We start from the raw sequence: 19,971 nt of genomic DNA, 5'->3' as shown, positions 1-19,971 counted from the left end.
ATGGCCCGACTCGCCCAGACCGCCGGGCTCACCGACGTCCAGCGGGAGATCCTGAAGACCGTCCGGGAGTTCGTCGACAAGGAGATCATCCCGGTCGCGACGGAACTCGAACACCGTGACGAGTACCCGCAGCAGATCGTCGACGGCCTCAAGGAACTCGGCCTGTTCGGGCTGATGATTCCCGAGGAGTACGGCGGCCTGGGTGAGTCGTTGCTCACCTACGCGCTGTGTGTCGAGGAGATAGCGCGTGGCTGGATGTCCGTCTCGGGCATCATCAACACCCACTTCATCGTGGCGTACATGCTCAAGCAGCACGGCACGCAGGAGCAGAAGGACCACTTCCTCCCCCGGATGGCGCTGGGCGAGGTGCGCGGCGCGTTCTCGATGTCCGAGCCGGCGCTGGGCTCGGACGTGTCGGCCATCACGTCCAAGGCGGTGAAGGACGGCGACGAGTACGTCCTGAACGGCCAGAAGATGTGGCTCACGAACGGCGGATCGTCGACCCTGGTGGCCGTTCTGGTCCGGAGTGACGAAGGACACCCCGAGGGCACGGCGCCCCACAAGTCGATGACGACCTTCCTCATCGAGAAGGAGCCGGGCTTCGGTGAGGTCCGTCCGGGCCTGACCATTCCGGGCAAGATCGACAAGATGGGCTACAAGGGCGTCGACACGACCGAGCTCATCATGGACGGACTGCGCATTCCGGCCAATCGCGTGCTCGGAGGCCAGACGGGCCGAGGGTTTTACCAAATGATGGACGGGGTCGAGGTCGGCCGCGTGAACGTGGCCGCGCGTGGCTGTGGCGTCGCTCAGCGTGCTTTCGAGCTGGGTGTCTCTTATGCCCAGCAACGTCACACTTTCGGCAAGGCGATCGCCGAGCACCAGGCAATCCAGTTCAAGCTGGCCGAGATGGCTACCAAGGTCGAAGCCGCCCATGCGATGATGGTCAATGCAGCACGCAAAAAGGACTCTGGGGAACGAAACGACCTCGAAGCAGGGATGGCGAAGTACCTCGCCTCCGAGTACTGCAAGGAGGTGGTGGAGGACGCCTTCCGTATCCACGGTGGCTACGGCTTCTCGAAGGAGTACGAGATCGAGCGCCTCTACCGGGAAGCCCCCATGCTCCTGATCGGTGAAGGTACCGCCGAGATCCAGAAAATGATCATCGGGCGACGCCTGCTCGAGGAGTACCGACTCCAGGGCTGAATGTACCTTTTGCGGCGAATCCTTCTGGGGTTCGTCGCAAAAGAGTCACTGCCAGTCACTGGCCGACGGCCATCGACTCGGCTTCTGGCTTGCCCAGTTGTTGCGCGCAACCGATAGCATTCCAGGAAAGCCGCCGTCCCGTCCCCCCGTTTGCGGCGCGGCAATCACCCGCTACGAAGGTCATCCATGCCCCACAGCCAAACCTCTGCACCTCGCGTCGGCTTCCTGAACGGACGTCTCGCACGCGGAGCATCGCCGTGGCTCCTGCCGACCGTCGCCACCGCGGCGCTCAGCCTCACCCGGGCCCGCAAGTCCGGACGCTGGGCCGCCGCGGCCGTGCCCGCCACCGCTCTCGCGGCGGGCATGCTGTGGTTCTTCCGCGACCCCGAGCGTGAGATCACCCAGGGCCGTGTCATCTCGCCCGCCGACGGTGTGGTGCAGAGCATCATGCCGTGGAAGGACGGGCGTACCCGCGTCGCGATCTTCATGAGCCCTCTGAACGTCCACGTCAACCGCGCGCCGCTGGCCGGCACGGTGACGTCCGTGGAGCACATCCCCGGCGGGTTCGTCCCGGCGTTCAACAAGGAGAGCGAGAACAACGAGCGCGTCGTCTGGCACTTCGACACCGAGCTCGGCGACATCGAGATGGTGCAGATCGCCGGCGCCGTCGCGCGACGCATCGTCCCGTACCTGCCGGCCGGCACCAAGGTGGAGCAGGGCGAACGCATCGGTCTGATCCGCTTCGGCTCCCGCGTCGACATCTACCTCCCCGAGGGCGTCGAAGTCGCGGTCGAGGTCGGACAGGCCACCACCGCGGGGGTGACCCGAATTGACCGTGACTGACCCTGAAACCCCCTCGACGCCCTCGACCCCGTCGCAGGGCTGGGTTCCCGAGCCCGCCGAGGAGGAGTCCCCCGAGGACGACATGCCGCTGTCCCTGCGGCTGTCGATAGCGGACACGCTCACCCTCGGTAACGCCACGTGCGGATTCATGGCGGTGTACTTCACCACCACCGGAATCCTCATTCCGCACCTCACCGGCAGCGGCGAGTCGGGCATGGCCCGGCACAGCGCGGCGACCGCGGTGATACTGATGCTCCTCGCGGCGGTCTTCGACCTCTTCGACGGCATCGTCGCCCGGAAGCTGCGCAGCTCGCCGATGGGCGCGGAGCTGGACAACCTGTCCGACCTGATCAGCTTCGGGCTGGCGCCGGCGTACTTCGTGCTGGTCTACGGCATGGTCGCCGATGACGCGCACCAGAAGATGTCCGCGCTGGCGGCCATCGTGGTGCTGCTGGCGGTCGTCCTGCGCCTCGCCAGATTCAGCTGCGTGACGATGAAGGACGGCATGTTCCAGGGCATGCCGAGCCCCTTCGGCGCGCTGACGGTCGTCTCGATCGTGCTGCTGGAGCTGAAGTTCATCCCGACGCTGCTGGCGATCATCGGTGTGGCGTGGCTCATGGTGAGCCGGGTCGAGTACCCGAAGCCGCGGGGTGTCCTCGCGGTGGCGATGCTGAGCTGGATCGTGGGTGCCATGGGCCTGCTCGCGGCCTGGGCGTTCGACGCGCCGGGCGGCCAGCTGTTGCTCCAGACGGGCTGCGCGCTGCAGATCGCTCTGGCGGCGACGATCCCGCTGTTCGCGACGACCCGTCGGGCGAACACGTTCCGTCACAACCGCCGCGAGGCGCGCGCGACGCAGATCCCCTAGCCGGGGCCACGCGCACCACGAAGGGCCCCCGATGCCGCCAAGGCACCGGGGGCCCTTCCGCGTACCGCGGCCCCCTACGCGAATCGGGGCTTCCGCAAACCGGGGGCTTCCGCGTGCCGCGCGGTCCCGTCCGCCTACCGGGGCCTTCCGCAAACCGGGGCCCCTTACGCGTACCGCGCGGGCCCCTCCGCGTTCGTGGGGCCCGCGGGCGCCCGCGGAGCCCGGGAAGCCCAGCAGGGCCCGGGGACGGCAGGACCCGGCGAGCCCGGCAGGACCGGGGGACGGCAGGGCCCGGGGAGACCGGCAGGGCCGTGGGACGGCAGGGCCCGGGAAGCCCGGCAGGACCGGGGGCGGCAGGACCCGGCGAGCCCGGCAGGACCGTGGGACGGCAAGGCCCGGCGAGCCCGGCAGGACCGTGGGACGGCAAGGCCCGGCGAGCCCGGCAGGGCCTGGGTACGGCAAGGCCCGGGAAGCCCGGCAGGGCCGGGAGACGGCGGAGGCCCGGCGCCCTGGTGGGTGCCGGGCCTCCGGGCCGGGAGGGTCAGAGGGTGTCGGCGGCGATGGCGGCCGCGACCCGCTCCAGCAGCGGGCCCGCGTTGGCGATGCACTTCGCCGGGTCCGGCTCGATCTCCGTCAGCGGGTACGCCCGCCGGATCCCGGCCGCCCGGAGCGCCTCGGGCTCCAGCAGGAGGCGGCCGCAGACCGCCACGACCTCCTTGCCCGCCGCGCGGGCCGCGGCCGCGACGCCCGCCGGGGCCTTGCCGTGCAGGGTCTGCTCGTCCAGCGAGCCCTCACCGGTGATCACCAGCGTGGCCCGCTCCAGGGCCGGCGCGAAGCCCAGTACGTCCAGCATCAGCTCGATGCCGGGGCGGAACGACGCGCCGAGCAGCAGCGCACCGTAGCCGATGCCGCCCGCGCCGCCCGCGCCCGGGGAGGCCGCCAGCTCGGCGGCCTTCGGGCCGATCGCCTTCGCCAGGACCACCGCGAAGTGCGCCAGCGCCGCGTCCAGCGTCGCCACGTCCTGCGGCGAGGCCCCCTTCTGCGGTCCGTAGACCGCCGGGGCGCCCTTCGGGCCGGTCAGCGGGTTGTCCACGTCGCTCGCCAGGACGAACTCGACCTCCGCGAAGCGCGGGTCGACCCCGGAGAGGTCCGCCGAGGCCAGCTCGGCCAGCGCGCCGCCGCCCGGACCGACCGGCTCGCCGTTCCCGTCCAGGAACACCGCTCCCAGCGCGGCCAGCATGCCCGCGCCGCCGTCGGTGGTGGCGCTGCCGCCCACGCCGAACACGATCGAGCGGGCGCCCGCGTCCAGCGCGGCCTTCAGCACCTCGCCGGAGCCGTACGTGGTCGCCGTCAGCGGGGCGAAGACACCCGCCGGCAGCAGCTGGAGCCCGGAGGCCTCCGCCATCTCGACCACCGCGGTGCCGTCGCGCAGCGCGAACGCCGCCGTCACCTCGTCGCCGAGCGGCCCGGTGACCCGTACCTCCCGGCGTTCGAAGCCGGCCGCGACGGCGGCCGCGACCGTACCGTCCCCGCCGTCCGCGACGGGGAGGGTCTCGACCTCCACGCCCGGTACGGCCCGGCGGAGCCCGGCCGTCACCCGCTCCGCGACCTGAACGGCCGTGAGCGAGCCCTTGAATTTGTCCGCGGCGATGAGCACGCGCGCGGTCTCAGTTACTGCTCCGTTCGTCACCTTGCTGATCCCTTGCTATCGAACAGTGCAGTCGCGCCCCCATGAGCGTATCCGGAGGATCCTCCTATGCCCATGCGTGGCCTGGGCCACACCCGGCGCGCCATATCCCTAAATACGGATATACGCCTGCATAGTGTGGCCGCATGAGTACGGAATCACTGGCCCAGTCACCTCCGGAACCCCCAGGTGGGAGCAGCCCGGGCGGCGCGGACGGCACCCCCGACCTCAGCCTCGTCGCCATCGGAGTGATCGCCGTGCTCGCCGTCGTCGCCTGGGCGGCGCTCGGCAAGGACTCCTTCGACACCGCGTCCGCCGCCGCCCTCGCGTGGGTGCTCGCCAATTTCGCCTGGCTGTTCGTGATCGCCGCCGACGTGTTCCTCGTCATGTGCGTCGTCCTCGCCATCAGCCGCTTCGGCCGCATCCGGCTCGGCGCCGACGACTCCGAGCCGGAGTTCACCAACCTCGCGTGGATCGCGATGATGTTCAGCGCCGGCATGGGCATCGGCCTGATGTTCTACGGGGTCGGCGAGCCCCTGACCCACTACCTGAACCCGCCGCCCTCCTCGGGCGCCGCCCCCGGCACCGGGGCCGCCGCCCAGGCGGCCCTCGACTACTCCTTCTTCCACTGGACCCTCACCCCCTGGGCGATCTACGGCATCGCCGGCCTCGCCCTCGCCTACGCGACCTTCCGCAAGGGCCGCGGCAACCGGCTCAGCTCCGCCTTCGTCCCGCTGATGGGCCAGGAGCGGGCCGACGGCTGGCCCGGCAGGGCCGTGGACCTGCTCGCCGTCTTCGCCACCGTCTTCGGCACCGCCACCAGCCTCGGCCTCGGCGCGCTCCAGGTCGCCGAGGGGCTCAGCCTCACCGCCGGGACCCAGAACTCCACCGCGGTCCAGCTCGTCATCATCGCCTCGCTGTCCGCCGCCTTCGTGGTCTCGGCCTTCTCCGGCCTCCACAAGGGCGTCAAATGGCTCAGCACCATCAACCTCGTGCTCGCCGCCGCGCTGATGCTCTTCGTGTTCGTCCTCGGCCCGACCGTCTACGTCCTCGACGTGATCCCCGCGAGCGTCGGCAGCTACCTCCACGAACTGCTGCCCATGGCCACCCGTACCGGGGCGTTCACCGACAGCGCCTGGCTCGGCGCGTGGACGATCTTCTACTGGGCCTGGTGGCTCTCCTGGGCCCCCTTCGTCGGCACCTTCATCGCCCGCATCTCCCGCGGCCGCACCATCCGCGAGTTCCTGATCGGCGTCCTGCTGGTCCCCAGCGGTGCCACCGCCGTCTGGTTCTGCGTCATGGGCGGCACCGCGATCCGCCTCGACTCCACCGGCGCCGCGGACCTCGCCGTGAAGGTCAAGGACGGGGCCGAGGCCTCCCTCTTCGCGATGCTCGACGCGCTCCCGCTGGGCACGCTCACCTCGTACGTCGCGATGGTCCTGGTCATGACCTACTTCGTCACCAGCGCCGACTCGGCCTCGCTGGTGATGGGCTCGCTCACCAGCCGCGGCTCCCTGAACCCGCCCACCTGGCTCGTCGTCACCTGGGGCATCCTGATGGCGGCGGTCGCCGCCGTCCTCCTCGTCGCGGGCGGCCTGAAGTCCCTGCAGACCGCCACCATCCTGGTCGCGCTGCCCTTCGTCCTCGTCATGCTGCTGCTGTGCTGGGCCCTGGTCACAGAGCTGCGCCAGGACCCCGGCGCGGGCCCCGCCCGCCACCACCCCCTGCACGGCATGCGCGACGCGGTCAGGGCGATGGTCGGCGACGCCCTCACCGAGCAGGGCCCGGCCCGCCACCACCGGCTGCGCCGCGTCGCCGGACCGGGCCGGGCGGGCCGGGGGGACGACGACGCGGGTACCCCGGAGCCGTAGTCCTTGCGGTGCGGGCGCCTGGGTAGGGTTGCCGGGTGACCACCACGGATGACTACGCCACGTACATCGCGAGCCTGCCCCGGGTACTGGCCGGCGCCGCCGCGCTCTACCTCGACGCCGCCGGCCGGGTCCTGCTGGTCGAGCCCAACTACCGCGAGGGCTGGGCCCTGCCGGGCGGCACGATCGAGTCCGACCTGGGCGAGTCCCCGCGTGCGGCGGCCCGCCGCGAGAGCGCCGAGGAGATCGGCCTCGACCTGCCGCTCGGGCGGCTCCTCGCCGTCGACTGGGTGCTCGGCAGCGCCCGCCCGCCGCTGGTCGCCTACGTCTACGACGGGGGCGTACTGGACGAGGCGCGGCTCGCCGCGATCACGCTCCAGGACGAGGAGCTGCTCTCCTGGCGGATGGTCGAGCCCGCCGAGCTCACCGCCTACCTCCCGGGGGCGCTCGGTCTGCGCGCCGAAGAGGCGTACCGGGTCCTCACCTCCGGCGAGGGAACCGCGGAACTGGAGAACGGCCGGCGTCCGGCGGCCACGTAGGGCCTGATCCGAAAGACAGGCCCTGGGGCCACCGGCCGTACGGCACCCATCGAGAGCAGGACAGAATCAGCACATGATCACCATGTACGCCTGGCCGAGCACCGCCGACGGGCCCGACGCCCTGCCCATGGTCCACTTCACCACCGAGGAACAGGCCGGCGGTGAAGTCACCCCGGAGGGCATGCCGGTCTGGCTCTTCGACACCGCCATCCGCGACGGCGGCTGGGCCCAGTTCACCGACTTCGACGGCTGGTCGGTCCCGGCCCCCGGCTGGCGGGCCCTCTACCGCCGCGAGGACGACTTCCTGGCCGTCACCGGCCCCGGCTCCTGCGAGGGCTGGTACGAGGGCAACCTCGGCGCCGACGAGGAGTGGGTGAAGGCCGCCACCGCACAGCAGAGCCTGGTCCTGCTCGCCGCGCCGGTCCAGCACCCCTCGCTCTACGGGTACGCGGTGGAGGCCGGCGCGGCGTTCGCCCTGCTGGTCCCGCTGATGGTGGTCTGAGGCCGGTCCAGGCCGGGCCCAGACCCGGTCCAGGCCGGGCCGGCCTCCGTTACGCGCGGCTCCCGGCCTCGAAGTCCAGCAGCCGGACCTTGCGGTCGACCCCGCCGCCGTAGCCGGTCATGCCGCCCGAGGCGCCGATCACGCGGTGGCAGGGGACGATGATGCCGACCGGGTTCTTCCCGTTGGCCAGGCCCACCGCGCGCGAGGCGTTCGGCTTGCCGAGCCGGGCGGCGAGTTCCCCGTACGACCAGGTCTCGCCGTACGGGATGCGCACCAGCTGCTCCCACACGCTGCGCTGGAACTCCGTGCCCTCCAGCCGGACGGGGACGGTGAACTCGGTGAGTTCGCCGGCGAAGTACGCGGTCAGCTGCGCCACCACGGCCGGGAACGGCTCCTCGCCGGCCGCGACGCGCTCGCCGAAGGACTCCTCGGCGGGACGGTGGCGCTGGCCGGTCATGTAGAGGCCGCTGAGGACGCCGTCCGAGGCGACCAGGGTGAGCGGGCCGTAGGGGCTGTCGACGACGGTGTGCTGCTTGCTGTTCATGACGGGTCGTACTCCTCAGACGGGCAGGCGGTTGATGGGGTGGCCGTCGGTGGCCCACAGGTACTGCACGGCGTAGGCGCGCCAGGGCCGCCAGTGCGCCGCCCGGGCCGTCAGCGCGGCCGGGGTGGAGGGCAGTCCGAGCTCCTTCGCGGCCTTGCGGACGCCCAGGTCGGACGCGAGGAACGCGTCCGGGTCGCCGAGCGCGCGCATCGCGATGACCTCGGTGGTCCACGGCCCGAACCCGGGCAGGGCGTTCAGCCGGGCGCGGGCGTCCTCCCAGTCGCTGTCGATGCCCAGCGGCAGCGATCCGTCGGCGAGCGCCGAGACCAGGGTGGTGAGCGTGGTGCGGCGGCTGCGCGGCAGGGCCAGGGACTGCGGGTCCAGCGCGGCGAGCGCCTGCGACGAGGGGAACAGGTGGGTCAGCCCGCCCTCGGGGTCGGGGTCGGTCACCGGCTCGCCGTACGCGGTGACCAGCCTGGCGGCGTGGGTCCGCGCGGCGGCGGTGGACACCTGCTGGCCGAGGACGGCGCGTACGGCGAACTCCGCCGCGTCGACCGTACGGGGAACCCGGCGGCCGGGGGCCTTGTCGACGAGCGGGGCGAGCAGCGGGTCGGAGCGCAGCTGGTCGTCCACGGCCTCCGGGTCGGCGTCGAGGTCGAGCATCCAGCGGCAGCGGCTGATGGCGATCGTCAGGTCGCGCAGGTCGGTCAGGGCCAGCTGGCAGCCGATGTGGTCGGGCCGCGGGGTGAGCGCGACGACGCCGGTGCCGTACGGGAGCCGCAGGGTCCGGCGGTACGCCCCGGCCCGCCACTCCTCGACGCCGGGGACGGCGGTCGCGGCGAGGTGCCCGAAGAGGTTGTCGGGGTTGAGCGGGGCCCGGTAGGGCAGCCGCAGCGCGATGGTCCCGGGCACCTGGGGCCGCTGGTGGGGGTGCGCCTTCTCGGCGCGCCGGCGCAGCTCGCCGGGCGCCAGGGCGAACACCTCGCGGACGGTGTCGTTGAAGGTGCGGATGGAGGAGAACCCGGCGGCGAAGGCGATGTCGCCCATGGGGAGCGCGGAGGTCTCGATGAGCAGCCGGGCGGTCTGCGCGCGCTGCGCCCGGGCCAGGGCGAGGGGCCCGGCCCCGAGCTCGGCGCCCAGCTGCCGTTCCACCTGGCGGGCGGAGTAGCCGAGGCGGGCCGCGAGGCCGGGGACGCCCTCGCGGTCCACGACGCCGTCCTGGATGAGCCGCATGGCGCGGGCGACGGCGTCGGCCCGGGCGTTCCACTCGGGGGATCCCGGGGAGGTGTCGGGCCGGCACCGCTTGCAGGCGCGGAACCCGGCCTGCTGGCAGGCGGCGGCGCTGGGGAGGAAGGTCATGTTCTCGACCTTGGGCGGCACCGCGGGGCAGCTGGGCCGGCAGTAGATCCCGGTGGTCCGCACGGCGGTGAAGAACCATCCGTCGAAGCGGGCGTCCTTCGACCGCACGGCCCGTACGCAACGGTCGGTGTCGGTGTACATGGCTCCAGGATCCCGGCCGGCCGGCGTGGAGGCTGGCGGTTTTCCGACATCAAGTCTAGCGCCGGCCGGGAGCGCCCGGAGGGGGTCAGGCGGTCGCGGGGGCGGGGGCCGCGGCCAGCAGGGCCTCCGTGGTGGTCACGCGGGCGAAGCCGCCGCCCTGGAGGTTGACGGCCGTGGCGGTGGCCAGCTGCTCCGCGGTGAGGGCCGGGCCCTGGGGGCCGGCGCTCAGGTCGAAGGTGTGCGTGGCGTCGAGCGGGACGAGGACGTCGTAGCCCAGGTTCCCGGCCATCCGGGCGGTGGTCTCGACGCACATGTTGGTCTGGATCCCGGCCACCACCAGCTGGCCCACGCCCTGGGCGGTGAGCCATTCGGCGAGGTCGGGCGTCCCGTAGAAGGAGGAGTTCACGGTCTTGTCGACCCGCAGGGCCGCCCGCCCGCCCCGCTCCTCGACGAAGTCCTTGAACGCGTGGCCGGGGTGGCCGGCCGCCAGTACGGAGCCGGGGCTCACGGAGGTGTGCCGTACGAGGACCAGCGGGCGGCCCGTCGCCTCCCACGCGTCCATCAGGGCGGCGATGTTGGCCTCGGCAGCGGGGTTGTTGCGGGGCCCCCAGAACGGGGCGTCGTCGAAGCCCTTCTGGACGTCGATGACCAGCAGGGCGGCGTTGTCGGCGAGGTGGAACTCGGTGTCGTTCATGGCTCCATGCTGTCCGGCGGGAGGGTGCACGCGACAGCGGCCCTGCGGTCCCGGATCGATGGGATCCTGCCAGGCTGGCAGGATCGGCGGCGGAGCGCGCACACTGGGCTCATGCACCGCGTCGCGATCGTCGTCCAGCCCGGGATCCGCAGCTTCGACCTGGCCGTCATCACCGAGGTGTGGGGGTCCGACCGCCGCGGACTCGGGGTCCCGCCCTTCGAGCTGCGCCGCTGCGCCCTGGACGCCGGGCCGATCGAGCTGCCCGGCGGGCTGACGCTGGCGCCGGACCGGGGGCTCGACTGGCTCGCCGGGGCCGACCTGGTCGTCGTACCGGCGCTGGCCGAGCCCTCGGCGCCGACGCCGGAGCCGGTCCTCGCCGCGCTGCGGGAGGCGCACGCCCGGGGCGTGCCGGTGGCCGCGCTGTGCGCGGGCGCGTTCATCCTGGCCGAGGCCGGGCTGCTGGAGGGCCGCCGGGCGGTGACGCACTGGTCGCTGGCCCCGCTGCTGGCCGCCCGCCACCCGGGGGTGCTGGTGGAGGACGCCCCGCTGTACGTGGCGGACGACGGGCTGTGGACCTCCGCCGGGGTGGCGTCCGGGATCGACCTCTGCCTGCACCTGGTCCGCGAGGCCCACGGCGCGGAGGCCGCCGCCGCGATCGCCCGCTCGATGGTGACGGGCCCCTTCCGCACCGGCGACCACGCCCAGTACCTGGACCGGCCCACCCCGGCGGCCGACCGGACCGCGGAGGCGCTGGCCGCGGTCCGGGAGCGGGCGCTGCTGCGGCTGCACGAGCCGCTGGACGTGGCCACCCTGGCCGGCTGGGCCGGGATGTCCCCGCGCAGCTTCGCCCGGCACTTCGCGGCGGCCACCGGCACCACCCCGCACCGGTGGCTGCTGAACCACCGCCTCGACGCGGCCCGCCGGCTCCTGGAGCGCACCGACCACCCGGTCCCGGAGGTGGCCCGGCGGGCCGGGTTCGCGAGCGAGGTAACCTTCCGCCAGCATTTCACCGCGTACGTCGGCCTCGGCCCGCGCGCGTACCGCGCGGCGGCCACCGCCACCCCGGCGTCTGCCACCAGGGCGAACCCTGCCTGATCGGCACGCCGTCCCCTCACTTCCCCGACAGTGTTAGAAATGGCTCATGACAGGACGTTTTGGCCGACCCAGGGGATCACCGGTGACACCGCCCCCGCAGTCGGCCGGGCACCCGGCGGCGGTCCTGCCCGCGCGCCTGTCACGCGCGCTGCGCAGCGTCGCCGGTCAGGTGTTCGTCCTTCAGGCCGTCATCGTGGTCCTGCTGATCGCCGCGGCCACCCTGGCCCTCGTCTACCAGGCGCGGTACGACAGCGAGCGCGACGCCCGCGACCGCTCGCTCGCCGCCGCCGAGGCCTTCGCGCACGCGCCCGGTCTCCCGCAGGCGCTGAAGGCGCCGAATCCCACCACCGAGCTCCAGCCGCTCGCCGACTCCGCCCGCCGGGCCTCCGGCGTGGACTTCATCTCCGTCATGAGCACCGACGGGATCCGCTACACCGACTCCAGGCCCCAGCTGATCGGCCGGCGCGCCACCGGCGACCTGTCCCGGGCCGTGCACGGGCAGACCTTCACCGAGGTCTTCAAGGGCACGCCGAGCGACGCGGTCCGCGCCGTGGCCCCCGTGCGCAACGCGAGCGGCGCCGTCGTCGGTCTGGTCGGCACGGGCATCGAGATCGAGAACGTCTCCACCGTGGTCGGCAAGCAGCTCCCGCTGCTGCTCGGGGCCGCCGCAGGCGCGCTGGTGCTCGGCACCGGGGGCGCCGCGCTCGTCAGCCGGCGGCTGCGGCGCCAGACCCGGGGTCTGGGCGAGGCCGAGATGACCCGGAGGAACGAGCACCACGAGGCGGTTCTGCACGCCGTGCGCGAGGGCGTGCTCATCATCGACTCCGACCGCCGGCTCATCCTGGCCAACGACGAGGCGCGGCGGCTGCTGGCCCTGCCGCCCGACGCCGAGGGACGGAGCGTGGGCGACCTGGGTCTCGACCCGCGCACGACCGCGCTGCTGGGGTCCGGGCGGGTCGCGACGGACGAGGTGCACCTGGCGGGTGACCGGCTGCTGGCCGTGAACGTACGCCCCACCAAGCCGTACGCGGGCATGCCCCCGGGCACCGTGATGACCCTGCGCGACACCACCGAACTCGCCTCGCTCTCCGGCCGCGCCGAGGTGGCCCGGGGCCGGCTCCAGCTGCTGTACGAGGCCGGGGTGAGCATCGGGACGACCCTGGACGTGGTGCGCACCGCCGAGGAGCTGTCGGAGGTGGCGGTGCCGCGGTTCGCGGACTTCGTGACCGTGGAGCTGCTGGAGCCGGTGCTGCACGGCGAGGAACCCTCGGCCGCGGGCGGCGCGTACACGCAGATGCGCCGGGCCGCGATGAGCGGGATCCGCACCGACCAGCCGCTCCAGCCGGTCGGCGACATCATCCGGTTCGTGGTGCCGACCGCGCCGATGGCGGCGGCGCTGGACGCCGGGCGGGCGGTGCTCGCGGCCGATCTGAACGGGGCCTTCGGCTGGCGGGCCCAGGACCACGAGGGCACCCGGATCGCCCTGGAGTACGGGCTGCACTCGCTGATCTCCGTACCGCTCCAGGCGCGCGGGGTGGTCCTCGGGATGGCGAACTTCTGGCGGGCGGACACCCCGGAGGCCTTCGACGAGGAGGACCTGTCCTTCGCCGAGGAGCTGGGGGCCCGCGCCGCCGTCTCCATCGACAACGCCCGGCGCTACACGCGCGAGCACGCCACGGCCGTCGCGCTCCAGCGGAGCCTGCTGCCGCGGGTGCTGCCCGACCTGAGCGCCGTGGACGTGGCGTTCCGGTACCTGCCGGCGAAGGCCGGGGTGGGCGGGGACTGGTTCGACGTGATCCCGCTGCCGGGAGCCCGGGTGGCGCTGGTCGTCGGGGACGTCGTGGGCCACGGGGTGCACGCGGCGGCCACGATGGGCCGGCTGCGCACGGCGGTGCACAACTTCTCCACGCTGGACCTGCCGCCGGACGAGCTGCTGGGCCACCTGGACGAGCTGATCGACCGGATCGACCAGATCGAGACCGGCTCCGGCGGCCAGGAGGGCGGCGGGGAACGCTCCGGTGTCACCGGCGCCACCTGCCTGTACGCGGTCTACGACCCGGTCTCCGGGCGCTGCACCCTGGCCAGCGCCGGGCATCCGGGGCCCGCCGTGGTCCACCCCGACGGGCGGGTCGACTTCCCGGAGCTGCCCGCCGGGCTGCCGCTGGGGGTGGGCGGCATGCCGTTCGAGACGGCCGAGCTGTGGCTGGCGGAGGGGAGCCGGCTCGCGCTGTTCACGGACGGCCTGCTGGAGGACCGCGACCGGGACTTCGACACCGGTCAGGCGCTGCTGCGGGAGGCGCTGGCGCAGCCCGGCCGCAGCCCCGAGCAGGCGTGCGCGGACGTCCTGGCCGCGCTGCTGTTCCCCGCGCCGAGCGACGACATCGCCCTGCTGGTCGCCGACACCCGGCGGCTGGAGCCCGACCGGATCGCGGAGTGGGAGGTACCGGGCGATCCCTCGGCGGTCTCGCGGGTGCGCAACGCGGGCTCGGCGCAGCTCGTCGCGTGGGGGCTGGAGGAGATCGCCTTCACCACCGAGCTCATCCTCAGCGAGCTCGTCACCAACGCGATCCGGTACGGGAACCAGCCGGTGCGGGTGCGCCTGCTGCGCGACCGCAGCCTGATCTGCGAGGTCTCCGACGGCAGCAGCACCTCCCCGCACCTGCGGTACGCGGCCACCACCGACGAGGGCGGGCGCGGGCTGTTCCTCGTCGCGCAGTACGCGGACCGGTGGGGCACCCGGTACACGGAGCGCGGCAAGGTCATCTGGGCCGAGGTCCCGCTGACCGGGGGCGCGGACCCCGCGTCGGCGGCGCTGGACCTGGACGCGCTGGAGGACCTGGCCTGGTGACCGCGGGCCCGTACGCCCGGCCCGGCAGCGGGCTCACGGGGGCTGCGGCGGGCTCACGAGGCGGCGGCCCGGCTCACCGGGCAGCGGCGCGGCTCACGGGGCGGCGGCGCGGCTCACGGGGCGGCCGTCGGCGCCGGGGCCACCGTACGGGCCAGCAGCACGGCCACGTCGTCCTGCGGGGCGCCCGGCAGCAGCAGCTCCAGGATCCCGTCGCACAGGGCCTCCAGGGGCTGTCGGGCGTCCACCAGGGCCGCCGCGAGCTGCTCCATGCCCTCGTCGAGGTCCCGGTGGCGGGTCTCGATCAGCCCGTCGGTGTAGAGGACGAGCAGGCTTCCGGGCGGCAGCCGCACCTCCTCGGTGCGGAAGTCGTGGCCGCCCGTGCCGAGCGGGGTCCCCTGGGGGCCGTCGAGGAAGCTGACCTCCCCGTCGGCCGTGACCACGGCGGGCGGCGGATGGCCGGCCCGGGCGATCACGCAGCCGCCGGACTCCGGGTCGTGGACGGCGTACACGCAGGTCGCCATCTCGTCCTCGCCGAGGTCCGCGACCACGGCGTCGAGGGAGCTCAGCATCCGCGCGGGCGGCACGTCCTGGCGGGCGAGGGTCCGTACCGCCGTGCGGAGCTGGCCCATGACGGCCGCCGCGTGCACGCCGTGGCCCATGACGTCGCCGATGACCAGGCCGGTCCGGCCGCTGGGCAGCCGGATCACGTCGAACCAGTCGCCACCGACGTCGTGGTCGCTGGCGGGCAGGTAGCGGCCGGTCAGTTCGAGCCCGGTGACCTGCGGCAGGGCGTTGTTGGTGAGGCTGCGCTGGAGGGTGAGGGCCGCCGCCCGCTGGGTGGTGTAGAGGCGGGCGTTGTCGATGTTGAGGGCGGCGCGGGCCACCAGCTCGTCGATGAGGACGCAGTCCTGCCCGTCGAAGGGCTCCCGCTCGCGCAGCCGGGTCACGGCGACCGCGCCGAGCACCCGGCCGCGCGCCACGAGCGGCACCATCCGGGCCGATCCGAGGGTGGCGAGGTAGCCGCGCAGGGCCTCGGCCCGCGGGTCGGTGATCAGCGCCGGGATGTCGGCGACGTACAGGTTCATGGGGTGCCCGTCGGCGATGACCCGCTCGTAGACGGTGCCCAGCGGGATCTGGAAGGTCTGTCCGGGGACCAGCCTCGCGGTGGGCGCGTACGGGTCGGGGAACACCGCGGCGAGCCGGCGCAGCACGCCCCGGCCGGAGCCCGCGGCGGCCCCGAGGCTGTCGTCGGGATCGAGCACCGCCTCCAGCAGCTGGACGTCGGCCGAGTCCGCGAGCTGCGGCACCAGTACGTGCACGATCTCCTCGGCGGTCTGGCGCAGGTCCAGGGTGGTCCCGATCCGGGTGCCCGCCTCGGCCAGCAGCGCGAAGCGGCGCTGGGCCCGGTCGGCCTCGGCCTGCGCCCGCTGGCCCTCGGTGATGTCGATGAGGGAGGCGATCAGGCCGAGCCGGCGGCCCGCCCCGTCGAGCAGCGGGGCGTACGAGCAGGACCAGGTCCGGTCGTGGTCGGGGTCGGCGGGGGTGCGGCCGGTGCGGCGGACGTCGACGACGGCGGTGCCCCGGTCCAGGACCTGGCGCATCGTGGCCTCCAGCGCGTCGGCGTTGACGCCGGGCACCACCTCGGTGAGGCGTTTGCCGAGGTGGTCGGCGGCGGAGACGCCGTTCATCCGGGCGAGGGCGTCGTTGACCCGCAGGAAGCGCAGGTCCGGGCCGAGGGTGGCGAGGCCGATGGGCGACTGGGTGAACAGGCTCTGGAGGGCGGCGAGGGAGTCGCGCATGTGGAGGACCTCGGAGGTCTCCACGGCGATGAGCATGGCTCCCGTGCGCCCCCGCGGGTCGACGGCGGGGACGATCCACATCTCCATCGCCACCCGGTGCCCGTCGCGGTGGCGGACCGGGAGGGTGCCGACGACGGTCTCCCCCGCCTGGACGCGCCGGGTCAGGTCCTGGGCGAGCTCGCGGTTGGGGTCGGGGACGAGTACGGCGGCGCCGAGGCGGCCGATGATGTCCTCGGGGCGGTACCCGAGGAGGTCCTGGGCGGCCAGCGACCACTCGACGACGCGGCCGTCTGCGTCCTCCCGCCACAGGGCGATCGGGAGCAGTTCGCGGAGCACGCCCGCGTACCCGACAGCCGCCGCCGGCTGGTCCGGCACCTCGCTCGTCGACTGGTAAGTGTCCAACGCACCGACCTCACCCCGGGGGGCCCGACTTCCTTCCGATTCACCCTAACCGAGGCGTCCGCGCACGGCGCTGCGTCCGGCGGCGGCCCTTGGGGCGGCGGGGCGTGCGCAGTAGCGTGGGCGAGGCCCGCTGTGCCTGACCGCTCCCGAAGGGAACCCCCCGATGACCCGCATCGCACTCGTCCTGGGCGACATCACCGGCGAGGAGGCCGACGCGGTCGTCAACGCGGCGAACTCCTCCCTGCTCGGGGGCGGCGGTGTGGACGGCGCCATCCACCGGCGCGGCGGGCCGGAGATCCTCCAGGCCTGTCGGGCGCTGCGCGCCTCCCACTACGGCAAGGGCCTGGCGACGGGCCGGGCGGTCGCCACCACGGCGGGCCTGCTCCCGGCGCGGTGGGTCATCCACACGGTGGGCCCCGTCTGGTCCCGCGAGGAGGACCGCTCGGCGCTCCTCGCCTCCTGCTACCGCGAGTCGCTGCGGGTGGCGGACGAGCTGGGCGCCCGTACGGTGGCCTTCCCGGCGATCTCCACGGGCGTCTACGGCTGGCCGATGGACGACGGCGCCCGGATCGCGGTCGAGACGGTCCGCGCGGCGGCCACGGCCGTGGAGGAGGTCCGCTTCGTCCTCTTCGACGAGGCGGCGTACGAGGCCTTCGCGGAGCGCGTGAACCTGTAGGGCGTCCCGACGGCCGCGCGGGCCGCTCCGGCCGCGCGGGCCCGCCGCTACGCCGGGCCGTCGTGGAGTACGGACAGGATGTTGCCCGCCGGGTCCTTGAACCAGGCGATGGAAGGGCCGGTCCGGGCGTCGCGGGCGATGCCCTTCGCGTCCTGGTCGAAGCCGTCGTAGACCTCGAACGACACGCCGCGCGCGGCGAGGGCGTCGACGGCCTCGTCGATGTCGTCGACGGTGAAGTTGAGGACGGTGAACCCCGCGGGTTGGTGGTCGTCCTTGGGATAGAGCATCACGTCATGGCCCCCGGCGAGGTGCACCGCCAGGATGCCCATCGTCTCGTCGACGGCGACGTCCAGCCCGAGCGTCTGCCCGTAGAACTCCTTCGCCGCCCCGATGCTGTCCACCGAGTAGCTGCCGAACGCCCTGCTCGCTCCCAGCATGGTGACCGCCTTCCGTTGCCCCTCTCCCCATCGTCTCCCCGATGCCGGGAGCGCGCATCGCCCGTCCGGGGCAAGCGGCTACCGCTCGCGCAGGTGCCGCCACACGGCCTTCGCGGCGTTGTGGCCCGACATGCCGTGCACGCCCGGGCCGGGCGGGGTGGCCGAGGAGCAGAGGAACACCGCCGGGTGGGCCGTCGCGTACGGGAACAGGCTGATCTTGGGCCTCAGCAGCAGTTGGAGGCCCGAGGCGGCGCCGCAGGCGATGTCCCCGCCGATGTAGTTGGGGTTGCGGGCGGCCAGCTGCGGCGGTCCGGCCGTGGCGCGGGCGAGCACCAGGTCGCGGAAGCCGGGGGCGAAGCGCTCCAGCTGCCGCTCGACGGCGTCGGTGAGGTCGCCGTCCCAGCCGGCCGGGACGTGCCCGTAGGCCCAGAACACGTGCTTGCCCTCGGGCGCCCGGCTGGGGTCGACCAGGCTGGGCTGCGCGGTGATCAGGAAGGGGTTGCGGGGGGCCCGCCCGCCGGAGGCCAGTTGCAGGGCGGCGTCGATGTCGGCGGAGCGCGGCCCGATCTGGACGGTGCCGGCGCGGCGCGGTGCCTCGGCGGTCCACGGGACGGGGCCCGACAGGGCGTAGTCGATCTTGAATACTCCGGCCCCGTACCGGTATCCGTCGTAGGCGCGCCCCAGCCGGGCGATCCGGGCCAGCGCGGTCGGCGAGGTGTCGAAGACGTACGCCCGGGCCGGCGGGAGGTCGTCGAGGCGTTTGACCTCGAAGCCGGTGTGGACGCTCCCGCCGAGGTCGCGCAGGTAGCCGGTGAGGGCGTCGGAGATGGACTGGGAGCCGCCGCGCGGCATGGGCCAGCCGTTCGCGTGCGCGGCGAGCGCGAAGACCAGGCCGACCGCGCCGGTGGCGATGCCGCCGAGCGGGGCGATGACGTGCGCGACGAGCCCGGCGAACAGCGCCCTCGCCCGGTCCTCGTGGAAGCGGCGCAGCAGCCAGGTGGAGGGCGGCAGTCCGGTGAGCCCGAAGCGGGCGAGCGTGACGGGGTCCCGGGGCAGCGCGGTGGACGGCAGCGACATGAAATCCCGGGCCAGGGTGTCCCACTTGCCGAGGTACGGGGCCACCAGCCGCCGGTAGGCCCCCGCGTCGCGCGGCCCGAACGAGGCGGCCGTCTCGGCGACGGAGCGGGAGAGCACGGCGGCGGTGCCGTCGTCGAAGGGATGGGCCATGGGCAGCGGCGCGTGCAGCCACTCCAGCCCGTACCGCCCCAGCGGCATGGTGGCGAAGACCGGGGAGCCGGCGCCCAGCGGGTGCACCGCGGAGCAGGGGTCGTGCCGGAAGCCGGGGAGGGTGAGTTCCTCGGTCCGTGCCCCGCCGCCGACGGTGTCGGCCGCCTCGAACACGGCCACCGAGAAGCCCCGTCGGGCCAGTTCGACCGCGGCCGTCAGCCCATTGGGCCCCGCCCCCACCACGACCGCATCGAGAATCGACGGCACCTTGCGACTCCTTCGTCCGGCAGCGGCATCGTGTCCAGGATATGGGCCCGGGGCCCGGGGCCCGGCGCCCACGTCCGGCTACGCGCCGCGCAGCAGTTCGCGGATCCGCACCGCCGTCGCCTCGTCCCGGCCCACCGCGAACGGCAGCTCGTTGTCCCGGTCCACGCGGAACGGCACTCCGCCGACGGTGCTCTGCGCGCCGCCCGCCTCGCCGACCAGGAGCAGTCCGGCCGCGTGGTCCCACGCCGAGGGCCAGGTGAAGGCGAGGCCGTCCATCTCGCCGCGCGCCACCTTCAGGTACTCCAGGCCGGCCGAGCCGCAGGGGCGGGGAGCGACCCCGGGAACGTCCAGGCGGGACAGGGTCCGCTTGTCCGCCTCGCTGGTGTACAGCGGGTGGGCGATCGCCACGCGCAGCGCGGCGCCCGGCTCCGGCGAACCGCTGCGTATCCGCTCGCCGTTGACGTACGCGCCCTGCCCGCGCACGGCGGTCGCCAGCTCCTCCAGCGCGGGGGCGAAGGTCCAGGAGGCGAGGATCTCGCCCCGCTGGGCCAGCGCCACCAGGGTGCAGAAGTTCGGGTCGCCCGCGACGAACTGGCGGGTGCCGTCGACCGGGTCGACGATCCACACCGGGGCGTCTCCGCGCAGCGCCCCGTACACGGCCGGGTCCGCGTGCACGGCTTCCTCGCCGACCACCGCCGAGCCGGGCAGCAGCCGGGTGAGCGCGGCGGTGAGGTGTTCCTCGGCCTTGCGGTCGGCGACGGTCACCAGGTCGTGCGGGCCGCTCTTCTCGTCCACCTCGTGGTCGGCGAGCTGGCGGAATCTCGGCATGATCTCGACCGCGGCCGCCTTGCGCACGGCTTCTTCCACGGCGGACAGGTCACGGGCCAGAAATTCATCGATCATGCCCCCAGCAAAGCACGCCCGTCTGACAAACCCCACCGCCGATGCCCGACGGCCCGCCGCACGCGGGGT

The 19,971-nt window shown here is 73.7% G+C and carries 17 protein-coding genes; 9 read left to right on the top strand and 8 right to left on the bottom strand.

The window, feature by feature from the left end; all coding sequences use genetic code 11:
- The 3 genes from EES41_RS28770 to pssA all read left to right on the top strand — a co-directional run bounded on the left by EES41_RS28770 (nt 1) and on the right by pssA (nt 2,914).
- Entirely contained in the window at nt 1–1,206 is a 1,206-nt protein-coding gene (locus EES41_RS28770; RefSeq protein WP_123080939.1) for an acyl-CoA dehydrogenase family protein, read from the top strand.
- Nucleotides 1,207–1,392: 186 nt separating this feature from the next.
- Nucleotides 1,393–2,049: a phosphatidylserine decarboxylase gene (locus EES41_RS28765; RefSeq protein WP_008737909.1), complete on the top strand. Its 657-nt coding sequence runs from the start codon at nt 1,393–1,395 to the stop codon at nt 2,047–2,049.
- Between the two features lie 82 nt (nt 2,050–2,131).
- A complete protein-coding gene (pssA, locus tag EES41_RS28760; RefSeq protein ID WP_174261850.1) occupies nt 2,132–2,914 on the top strand; it encodes a CDP-diacylglycerol--serine O-phosphatidyltransferase in 783 nt (260 codons plus the stop codon).
- Between the two features lie 541 nt (nt 2,915–3,455).
- On the opposite strand, the gene EES41_RS28755 is transcribed toward pssA, so the two are convergent.
- Nucleotides 3,456–4,604, bottom strand: a complete 1,149-nt coding sequence (locus EES41_RS28755) for a glycerate kinase (RefSeq protein ID WP_123080938.1) — start codon at nt 4,602–4,604, stop codon at nt 3,456–3,458.
- Nucleotides 4,605–4,747: 143 nt separating this feature from the next.
- Here EES41_RS28755 and EES41_RS28750 point away from each other — a divergent pair, with 143 nt between their 5' ends.
- From EES41_RS28750 to EES41_RS28740, 3 genes are all read left to right on the top strand, one after another.
- Nucleotides 4,748–6,472, top strand: a complete 1,725-nt coding sequence (locus EES41_RS28750) for a BCCT family transporter (protein WP_123080937.1) — start codon at nt 4,748–4,750, stop codon at nt 6,470–6,472.
- A gap of 35 nt (nt 6,473–6,507) precedes the next feature.
- On the top strand, nt 6,508–7,008 hold the full coding sequence (locus EES41_RS28745) for an NUDIX hydrolase (protein WP_123080936.1): 501 nt from the start codon (nt 6,508–6,510) through the stop codon (nt 7,006–7,008).
- A 73-nt stretch (nt 7,009–7,081) separates the two neighbouring features.
- Complete coding sequence (locus tag EES41_RS28740; RefSeq protein ID WP_123080935.1) at nt 7,082–7,510, top strand: hypothetical protein; 429 nt, start codon at nt 7,082–7,084, stop codon at nt 7,508–7,510.
- A 49-nt stretch (nt 7,511–7,559) separates the two neighbouring features.
- On the opposite strand, the gene EES41_RS28735 is transcribed toward EES41_RS28740, so the two are convergent.
- From EES41_RS28735 to EES41_RS28725, 3 genes are all read right to left on the bottom strand, one after another.
- Nucleotides 7,560–8,054: a methylated-DNA--[protein]-cysteine S-methyltransferase gene (locus EES41_RS28735; RefSeq protein ID WP_123080934.1), complete on the bottom strand. Its 495-nt coding sequence runs from the start codon at nt 8,052–8,054 to the stop codon at nt 7,560–7,562.
- A 15-nt stretch (nt 8,055–8,069) separates the two neighbouring features.
- On the bottom strand, nt 8,070–9,554 hold the full coding sequence (locus tag EES41_RS28730) for an AlkA N-terminal domain-containing protein (protein WP_123080933.1): 1,485 nt from the start codon (nt 9,552–9,554) through the stop codon (nt 8,070–8,072).
- 85 nt (nt 9,555–9,639) lie between these two features.
- The gene (locus tag EES41_RS28725) at nt 9,640–10,248 is read right to left on the bottom strand and encodes a cysteine hydrolase family protein (RefSeq protein WP_123080932.1); all 609 of its coding nucleotides are present in this window, start codon (nt 10,246–10,248) and stop codon (nt 9,640–9,642) included.
- A gap of 111 nt (nt 10,249–10,359) precedes the next feature.
- On the opposite strand from EES41_RS28725, the gene EES41_RS28720 reads away from it, so the two are divergent.
- Entirely contained in the window at nt 10,360–11,343 is a 984-nt protein-coding gene (locus tag EES41_RS28720; RefSeq protein WP_123080931.1) for a GlxA family transcriptional regulator, read from the top strand.
- 46 nt (nt 11,344–11,389) lie between these two features.
- Entirely contained in the window at nt 11,390–14,191 is a 2,802-nt protein-coding gene (locus EES41_RS28715) for a SpoIIE family protein phosphatase (RefSeq protein ID WP_164495965.1), read from the top strand.
- Between the two features lie 113 nt (nt 14,192–14,304).
- Here the strand turns inward: EES41_RS28715 and EES41_RS28710 are convergent, their stop codons facing one another.
- Nucleotides 14,305–16,392 (bottom strand): SpoIIE family protein phosphatase, encoded by a 2,088-nt coding sequence (locus tag EES41_RS28710; RefSeq protein WP_123080930.1) that lies wholly within the window; start codon nt 16,390–16,392, stop codon nt 14,305–14,307.
- A gap of 163 nt (nt 16,393–16,555) precedes the next feature.
- On the opposite strand from EES41_RS28710, the gene EES41_RS28705 reads away from it, so the two are divergent.
- Nucleotides 16,556–17,068 carry an O-acetyl-ADP-ribose deacetylase gene (locus tag EES41_RS28705; protein WP_123080929.1) on the top strand — a complete coding sequence of 171 codons (513 nt, stop codon included), beginning with the start codon at nt 16,556–16,558 and terminating at the stop codon, nt 17,066–17,068.
- Nucleotides 17,069–17,115: 47 nt separating this feature from the next.
- Here EES41_RS28705 and EES41_RS28700 read toward each other — a convergent pair whose 3' ends face one another.
- The 3 genes from EES41_RS28700 to EES41_RS28690 all read right to left on the bottom strand — a co-directional run bounded on the left by EES41_RS28700 (nt 17,116) and on the right by EES41_RS28690 (nt 19,902).
- Entirely contained in the window at nt 17,116–17,505 is a 390-nt protein-coding gene (locus EES41_RS28700; protein ID WP_123080928.1) for a VOC family protein, read from the bottom strand.
- A 78-nt stretch (nt 17,506–17,583) separates the two neighbouring features.
- The gene (locus tag EES41_RS28695; protein ID WP_123080927.1) at nt 17,584–18,999 is read right to left on the bottom strand and encodes an NAD(P)/FAD-dependent oxidoreductase; all 1,416 of its coding nucleotides are present in this window, start codon (nt 18,997–18,999) and stop codon (nt 17,584–17,586) included.
- A 78-nt stretch (nt 19,000–19,077) separates the two neighbouring features.
- Nucleotides 19,078–19,902, bottom strand: coding sequence for an inositol monophosphatase (locus tag EES41_RS28690; protein WP_123080926.1), 825 nt, complete (start codon nt 19,900–19,902; stop codon nt 19,078–19,080).
- Nucleotides 19,903–19,971 lie beyond the last annotated feature (69 nt).

Source organism: Streptomyces sp. ADI95-16 (genome assembly GCF_003721495.1).
Taxonomy (GTDB): Bacteria; Actinomycetota; Actinomycetes; order Streptomycetales; family Streptomycetaceae; genus Streptomyces; species Streptomyces goshikiensis.
Note: the sequence above shows the minus strand (reverse complement) of the source record. Positions and strands in the feature narration are given on the sequence as shown.